Here is an 8,200-nt window from a genome sequence, read left to right on the forward strand (position 1 = left end):
GCCTGGGGCGGCTTCCGGCTCGGCCTGGAGGCGGGCGTGGGCGTGGGCTCGGGCGACGCGGTGCGCGACGGCGACGGGGCCGACGCGGGGACCACCGGCGCTTCGGCCGGGGGCTTTTCCTTCTTCGACGGCGCGGGGGAGGGCACCGTCGGCTGGACGGCCGGCGAGGACGGGGCCGGCTTGGCGACCTCCTTGGCGGGGTGGCCGTTGTTCGCCAGGGCGAGCGCCACCGCGGCGGCGGCCACCGCGACCACCCCGGCCGCGACGCCGGCCTTCACCGACGCGGCCACCCCCTCCGAGGCGGCCGCGCCAGCCGCACCCGCACCGCCGGACGAGCCGCCCGCCGCGGTGGCGGCGCCCGCGGCGCCCACCGAGGCGCCCGCGACGAGTCCCAGTGCCTTCGCGTACCCGGCGGCGCCGAACCAGCCGATGACCGCGACCGGCACGACGGCGGGGATGCTGCTCGCGACCTCCTCGATCTGGGCGGCCGCCAGCCGGCACTTGGCGCACTCCTCCAGGTGCCCCCGCAGACCCCGCTCGGCGCGGGTGCGCAGCCTGCGGCGGGCGTACGTGCCGAGCTGGTCGGCGTAGCGCGCGCACTCCTCGTCGCCCGCGAGGGCGGCGCTGACATGGGCCTGGAGGTAGGCCTGCTTGAGGCCCTCGCGGGCGCGACTGGCCAGCACGCGCGTGCCGTTGGCGTCCAGCCCGAACAGGACGGCCACCTGGCTCGGCGACTCGTCCTCCACCTCGGTGTGCCACAGCACGGCCTGCCAGCGCTCCGGCAGCGAGCGGAAGGCCCGCATCGCCATGGACTGCTCGGCCTCGTGCATCGCCCGGACCTCGGCGCCCAGGTCCAGCCCCGCTCCGAGGGAGCCGAGGGACGAGGTGCCCTCGGACGCCTCGGACCCGCGCGAGGCCTGCGTGGCGAACACCGCGAAGTCGTCGACGAGCTGCTCGCGCCGGGCGGACTTGGTCCAGTGCGCGGCGACGCGCCGCACGGAGGTGAGCAGGTAGGCGCGTACGGCGTGTTCGGGTCCGGCGCCGCCGCGCACCGCCTGGAGCATGCGGGCGAAGACCTCGGCGGTCAGGTCGTCGGCGGTGTGGCCGTCGCGGCAGCAGGTGCGGGCGTAGCGGCGCACCGCGTCCGCGTGCCGCCGGTACAGCTCCTCGTACGCCGAGTCGTCGCCCGCGCGCATGCGCTCGATCAGCGTGCCGTCGGCCGACGGCACGGTGCGCGGCGGCAGGACGCTGCTCTCGCGCTGGGCGGGGAGGATGCCCGCGGCCGGGTCGCCGGGTGCCGGCGGGCCGGCCGGCCCGCCCTGGTTCGGCACCTGTGGTGAGGTCAGGCCGCCGGCCTCCGGGTCACCCTCGCCGCGGGACTCGTCCCACCCGTCAACGCTCATCGCGGTAAGCCCCCGACGCCTGCCAGCCCGACCCGATCACCGGGTCAGAGTGCCACACCGGCTTTTTTTCAGGACCCCACAGTACGGGCCATCCACTCGACCGTGGGGGGCCTACCGCTCAGCAGTGCCAGCCGTCCCCCGGACGGGGAAGGATCAACGGGCCGACCCCGTCCGGGACTTGGCCTCGCTCACGCCGGCCGGGACCGCAGTCCCTCCAGCAGGATGTCCAGCAACCGCGCCGAGGCCGCCGCCTGGTGGGCCGCGTCCGGCAGCGACGGGGCCGCCGTGGCGATCACCAGCAGGACGTCGGACACCGACACGTCCGGCCGCAGCTCGCCCGCCGCACGGGCCCGGTCCACGAGCTGGCCCACCACGTCGAGCAGCGCCGCCGCACCCGCGTCGTCGACCGCGGCCGACGGCTCGTCGGACACCAGCCGCAGCTCACCGGCCGCCGGCTGTGTCCGCTGCTGCGGCACCCTCGGCTCCTCCGCGACGGAGTCCTCCTCGTCGGCGACTCCCACCCGCAGCACCTGCGGCGGCAGCAGCCGGCCGGCGCCCGAGGCCACCGACGTGCGCAGGAAGCGCGACAGCGCCGACCACGGCTCGTCCTCCTGACCGAGCGCCGCACGCGCCTGGTCGGTCAGCCGGGAGGTCTCCTCCTCGGCTATACGCCGGACCAGGACGTCCTTGCTCGGGAAGCGCCGGTACACCGTGCCGACGCCGACCCGCGCCCGGCGCGCCACGTCCTCCATCGGCGCGCCGTAACCCAGCTCGCCGAAGACCTCGCGCGCCGCACGCAACACGTGCTCCAGATTGCGCTGTGCGTCCACCCGCAGCGGCGTCGTACGCGAACTGTCCGCGCGTCCGTTGCTCGCCGCCGCGCTCACCGCCCCGCCACCAGGCGCGATGGCAGATGCGGAAGACCAATGCGTGTCCTGAATGTGCATAAGCGTTCCCCCGGTTAATGACGTCTCCCCCCGGAGACTCTCCCCGCCACTGAATCCGGAGTGCGCGGAACGGGTGCCGTTCCTTGACCGGGTCCGCCCGTCGCGGAACCGTTCGCCCACATCCCCTACACCCCGTCGACACACGAACATAGTTGAGAGGGAGTCAATTCAGAAGGGGCAGGTTCCGCACAGTGCGCCCCCCGATCGGAGTACGGAGCATATACGTCCCGATTGCGCACCCTCGCGCCCTCCTGTCCGCCCCCGCTGACCTGCCCCCTTTCGTCCCGGTCCGACCCCTCGGCCAACGGGCGTACAGCCGGTCGCCGGTCACACAAATTGCCGAGGCTGTGGACAAACAAGAGCGCCGGGTGCGTCATGGGATGGTGAAGGAACGTGCGCGCATTCTCGTTGTCGGTGGCGGCTACGTCGGGATGTACACCGCCCTGCGCCTTCAGCGGAAGCTGAAACACGAGCTCAAGCGGGGTGACGTCGAGATCACCGTGGTCACCCCGGACCCGTACATGACGTACCAGCCGTTCCTCCCCGAAGCGGCCGCCGGTTCGATTTCTCCTCGTCATGTCGTCGTACCGCTGCGCCGCGTCCTGCACCAGTGCCATGTCGTCATCGGCGAGGTGACGTCCATCGACCACGCCAAGCGGACCGCGGCCCTCACCACGCTCGCCACCCACGAGGAGGGCCAGGGCGGCGACCGCCTCGACTACGACGAACTCGTCCTCGCGCCCGGCTCGGTCGCGCGCACGCTCCCCATCCCCGGCCTCGCCGAGTACGCCATCGGCTTCAAGACCGTCGAGGAGGCCATCGGGCTGCGCAACCACGTCATCGAGCAGATGGACATCGCCTCCTCCACCCGCGACCCCGCGATCCGCGACGCGGCCCTGACCTTCGTCTTCGTCGGCGGCGGCTACGCCGGCGTCGAGGCGCTCGGCGAACTGGAGGACATGGCCCGCTACACCACGCGGTACTACCACAACCTCCAGCCCGAGGACATGAAGTGGATCCTCGTGGAGGCCACCGACCGCATCCTGCCCGAGGTCGGCGAGGAGATGGGCCGCTACACCCTCACCGAGCTGCGCCGCCGCAACATCCAGGTACTCCTCGACACCCGCCTCGAATCCTGCGCCGACCGCGTCGCCGTACTGAGCGACGGCCAACGCTTCCCGACCCGTACGGTCGTCTGGACCGCCGGCGTCAAACCGCACCCCCTCCTCGCCGCCACCGACCTGCCGCTGGACGCACGCGGACGCCTCACCTGCACGCCCCAGCTGACCGTCGACGGCGCCGAGCACGCGTGGGCCGCGGGCGACGCCGCCGCCGTCCCCGACGTCACCGCCGAGGAACCCGGCAGGCAGACCGCCCCCAACGCCCAGCACGCGCTGCGCCAGGCCAAGGTCCTCGGCGACAACCTCGCCCACACCCTGCGCGGCGAGCCCCTGGACACCTACGCGCACGCCTACGCCGGCTCGGTCGCCTCCCTGGGACTGCACAAAGGCGTCGCGCAGATCTACGGGCGCAAGCTGAAGGGCTACCCTGCCTGGTTCATGCACCGCCTCTACCACCTCAGCCGGGTGCCCACCTTCAACCGCAAGGCCCGCGTGCTCGCCGAATGGACGCTGTCCGGGCTCTTCAAGCGGGAGATCGTCTCCCTGGGTTCGCTCGAACATCCGCGAGCGGAGTTCGAACTCGCGGCCGGTGGAAAGCCTCATCACGACCCCTCGGACGACCCGAAGGGGTCGTCCTGACCGGACCGAGGAACTCCACGGGCCACCCCGGCGTCTGACGGATGTCGCCGCGGTCGGCCACACTGCCAGACTGCCCCACGACCTCGGACGGGTACCCCGCCCGTCCTCAGCACCCACGAGGCTTCTTCCCAAGTGAACTTCACGCGCTGGAGCGCCCGGCTCCCCGGAACGCAGCGCCGCGCCGCAGCGCGGACCGAGCACGCGGTCACCCCGGACCGGCGGGGGGAAGGCTCCGTGCCCGCGGCCCGCGCCGAACAACTGACCGACGAGGCATCGCCCGTACCCGCCGTCGACGAACTCCCCGCCCGCGAGGTCCTGGACCGCGTTCCGGCACTCGTCGCCCTCGTCCACGGCCCCGACCACCGCACCGCGTACGTCAACGACGCCTACGTCCTGGCCTTCGGCGCACGGCCGCTGGGCGAACCCGCCCGCGAAGCCCTCCCGGAACTCGCCGAACTGGGCCTGCTGCCCCTCCTCGACCAGGTCCTGCGCAGCGGCAAGCCCCGCACCCTCAAGTCCCGCAAGGCCCCCGACGGCCGCTCCTACACCTTCACCTGCACCCCCGTCGCCGAAGACGGCGGCGATGGCGCGGTGCTCGTCTTCGCCACCGACGTCACCGACCACGCCGAGGCCGCCGAACGCCTGCGCGCCAGCGAACGCCGCCAGCGCGAGACCGCGGTGACCCTGCAACGCTCACTGCTCCCGCAGGAACTCGAAGAACCGGACGACCTGCGCATCGCGGCGACCTACCAGCCCGGCGGCACGGAGGCCGCGGTCGGCGGCGACTGGTACGACGTGATCACCCTCGGCGGCGGCCGCACGGCCCTGGTCATCGGCGACGTGATGGGCAGAGGAGTACGGGCGGCCGCGGTCATGGGCCAGCTCCGCACGGCCGTCCGCGCGTACGCCCGCCTCGACCTGCCCCCGCACGAGGTGCTCCAGCTGCTCGACGGCCTCGCCACCGAGATCGACGCCAACCAGATCGCCACCTGCGTCTACGCCATCCACGACCCGAACGAGGGCCGCCTGGTGTACGCCTCCGCCGGCCACCTCCCGATCCTGGTCCGCGACGAGAGCGGCACGGTCCTGCGCGCCGACGAACCGACCGGACCCCCGCTCGGCACCGGCGGCTGGATCCACACCTCGGGCTCGATCCCCCTCGGCCCCGGCTCGACCGCCGTCCTCTACACGGACGGCCTCGTCGAACGCCGCGACGAGGACCTCGACGAGGGCATCGCGGCCCTGGAACACGCCCTGGCCGGAGCCTCGGGCACCCCGCAGGTCATCTGCGACCGCCTCGTCCGCTCCGCCGGCGTCACCGCCGACCACGACGACGACGTGGCGGTCCTGGTCCTCCAGCACCCCGCCCGCACCGGCCCCGACGGCGACCTCTTCCGCAACGCCGCCCTGGAACTCCTCGGCGGCGTGGAAGCGGCCCCACGCGCGCGTGCCTTCGCCTCCGGCGTGCTCACCAGCTGGCGCTTCCCGGCCGACCTGCACGACCTGGGCGTCCTGGCCACCAGCGAACTGGTCGCCAACTCCCTCCAGCACGGCACCCCGCCCATGCGCCTGCGGCTGCGCCGCACCGACCGCCGCCTGATCGTCGAGGTCACCGACGGCGACGACCACCTCCCGCGCCGCCGCAGGGCGGAGCCGGGCGACGAATCGGGCAGGGGTATCGCCATCGTCGCGACCATCGCCTCCAACTGGGGGTCGCGCAGGACGCCGGGAGGCGGAAAGGCGGTGTGGTGCGAGTTCGTACTGCCCTGCGAGTAGCTCGCGCCGCCGCGCGCGGGAAGCGCGTAGCGGCGCGAGAAGGGGTTACGCCTCCGCCGCCACCGGCTCCGTGGGCGCCTCGCCCCGGGCCACCACCCGGCTCCGCGCGGCCGACGACGGCTGGTCCTGGGCGGGCGTGAGCTGCCGCCCGAGCCGGAGCGCGAGCACCGTGATCCCCAGCGAGAAGAGCAGGAACGTCACGACGTACGGCCCGTGGAGCGAGGCGGCCATGGGCCCGCCCACCGCCGGCCCGACGGCCAGCGCGAGCTGCTTGACCAGGGCGAAGGCCGAGTTGTACTGCCCGGCCAGCCCGCTCGGCGCCAGATCGGCGACCAGCGGCGCCACGGTCGGCGACAGCATCGCCTCACCGAGCCCGAACAGCGCGTACGTCGACACGAACGCGGCCGTGGCCATCTCCTGGCTGCCGTGCCCGAGCCCCGCGTACCCGGCCACGATCCACGCTACGGCCCAGATGAGACCGACGGCCGCGATCACCCGGGACCGGCGACGCCGCTCGACGAACTTCAGCACCGCGAACTGCGCGACCACGATCATCAGCGTGTTGGCGGCCAGGGCCGTACCCAGCGCGGAGGTCGAGATTCCGGCGGCCTCCACTCCGTACGCGCTCAGGCCCGACTCGAACTGCCCGTAGCAGGCGAAGAACAGGACGAAGCCCAGCACCATCAGCTGCACCATGGCCCGGTTCCCGAGCAACTGCTTCCAGTTGCCCTTCGCCGAGCGCGCCGGCGCGTCCCCGAACCGGGGCGAGTGCGGCATCCGCACCGTCGACATCACCACGACCAGCAGCAGGAACATCGCCGCCTCGATCGCGAACAGCAGCGTGAAGGAGGAGACGCGGGTCGTGTCGACCAGATGCCCGCCGATGAGACCGCCGACCCCGAGACCCAGGTTCTGCAGGAAGAACTGCGTCGCGAACGCCCGCGACCGCGTATCCGCCGACGAGCAGTCCACGATCATCGTGGCCAGCGCCGGCTGCATCACGGCCTGCCCGGCCCCCAGCGCTGCCGCCGACAGCAGCACCGCCGCCGCGCTGCCCGCGAGCCCCAGGCTCAGCGCGCCCAGCGCGGCCGTGACCAGGGCGGCGAGCAGGACCGGCAGCGGGCCGCGCCGCACGATCGCCCGACCGGCGAACGGCAGCACGATGAGCGCGGCGACGGCGAAGACGGCGAGCACGAGTCCCGCCGTCATGGCCCCCAGCCCCCGCACCTGCGCCACATAGACGTACAGGTAGGGGACGGTGAAGCCGAGCCCGAACGCGCTGAGTGCGTTGCCCACGTGGATCCGGCGCATCGCTGCGCCCATCGCCCTGGTCACGTTCACCTCTCTCAGGTAGTCGGTCCGCTTAGTTGCGGACCCTCAGGTCTTAGAACCGAAGACTTCGAAGATAAATTTCGAAGCTAAACAGTACACACCGAAGAACTTCAACGCCAAGCGGCTCCATGCGATACTGGGGCCCATGGGTGACACCCCCGGCAGCACCGGCATCGGCAGCGAGCCGAGCCTCGAAGAGCAGATCGCCGCGTACCAGCGCGAGTTCCGGGACCTCGACCCCCAGGTCGAGAAGATCGTCTCGGCGCTGTCCCGGCTGAACCGTCGGATGAACGTCGCCTACGGCCGTCAGACCTCCGCCCTCGGCATCAGCAACGCCGAGTGGGAGGTCCTCAAGGCGCTGGTCCTCTCCGGCGCCCCCTACCGGATGGGCCCCAGCGAGCTCGCCAAGCGCCTCGGCCTCACGCCGGCCGCGATGACCCACCGCATCGACCGGATGGTGGCGGAGGGTCTCGTCACCCGGGAGCGGGACGAGTCCAACCGCGTTCGGGTGATCGTGGAGCTCACCACCGAGGGCCGCGAGAAGTGGCTGGAGGCCATGCGGCTCGCCTCGGTCTTCGAGGAGGACCTCCTCCAGGACCTGTCCGCGGAGGAGCGCACGGTCCTCGGCGAGGCCCTCACCCGCCTCCTGCGCCGGGTGGAACACGCCCAGCCGGACGCCGGCGGACGCCTCACCGACCTGGACTGACTCCGCGAAGAAAAGATCTTGACAGGGGTGGTTGACAGCCCCCTGTCGCATCCGTAGAGTTCTTCGGGTTGCCACGGGGCCGTAACGGTTCCCCGGCAACACCTCCGCCGCAGCAGCGGCAAACCAAACCACCAGCACGATCGCCCAGCAGGGTTGTTTTCGGCGTGCCCGAATTCAATCCGATTTTGGGACTCGGTGGCGCCCGTTCGAGTCGCAAGACCCGATTGGGAATCGCCGAGAGAATCCGCTAGGGTTTGAGACGTCGGAACGGCCCAA

General features: G+C 72.4%; 6 protein-coding genes. 3 read left to right on the top strand and 3 right to left on the bottom strand.

From position 1 onward, the window contains the following. Together IPZ69_RS45415 and IPZ69_RS45420 are read right to left on the bottom strand one after the other, a co-directional pair. The coding region (locus tag IPZ69_RS45415; protein WP_235460785.1) for a sigma-70 family RNA polymerase sigma factor at positions 1-1,403 on the bottom strand (1,403 nt) is incomplete at its 3' end. A 188-nt stretch (positions 1,404-1,591) separates the two neighbouring features. After that, entirely contained in the window at positions 1,592-2,350 is a 759-nt protein-coding gene (locus IPZ69_RS45420; protein WP_235460786.1) for a TetR/AcrR family transcriptional regulator, read from the bottom strand. Positions 2,351-2,730: 380 nt separating this feature from the next. Between IPZ69_RS45420 and IPZ69_RS45425 the strand changes: the two genes are divergently transcribed. Both IPZ69_RS45425 and IPZ69_RS45430 read left to right on the top strand, forming a co-directional pair. After that, positions 2,731-4,110, top strand: a complete 1,380-nt coding sequence (locus IPZ69_RS45425; RefSeq protein ID WP_235460787.1) for an NAD(P)/FAD-dependent oxidoreductase — start codon at positions 2,731-2,733, stop codon at positions 4,108-4,110. A gap of 132 nt (positions 4,111-4,242) precedes the next feature. Further along, positions 4,243-5,886, top strand: coding sequence for an ATP-binding SpoIIE family protein phosphatase (locus IPZ69_RS45430; protein WP_235460788.1), 1,644 nt, complete (start codon positions 4,243-4,245; stop codon positions 5,884-5,886). 45 nt (positions 5,887-5,931) lie between these two features. On the opposite strand, the gene IPZ69_RS45435 is transcribed toward IPZ69_RS45430, so the two are convergent. Continuing rightward, positions 5,932-7,221: an MFS transporter gene (locus IPZ69_RS45435; RefSeq protein ID WP_235460789.1), complete on the bottom strand. Its 1,290-nt coding sequence runs from the start codon at positions 7,219-7,221 to the stop codon at positions 5,932-5,934. Positions 7,222-7,363: 142 nt separating this feature from the next. Between IPZ69_RS45435 and IPZ69_RS45440 the strand changes: the two genes are divergently transcribed. Then, complete coding sequence (locus IPZ69_RS45440; RefSeq protein ID WP_235460790.1) at positions 7,364-7,924, top strand: MarR family winged helix-turn-helix transcriptional regulator; 561 nt, start codon at positions 7,364-7,366, stop codon at positions 7,922-7,924. The last annotated feature ends 276 nt before the right edge of the window (positions 7,925-8,200 follow it).

The organism is Streptomyces olivochromogenes, assembly GCF_021538895.1.
Lineage (GTDB): Bacteria > Actinomycetota > Actinomycetes > Streptomycetales > Streptomycetaceae > Streptomyces > Streptomyces olivochromogenes_A.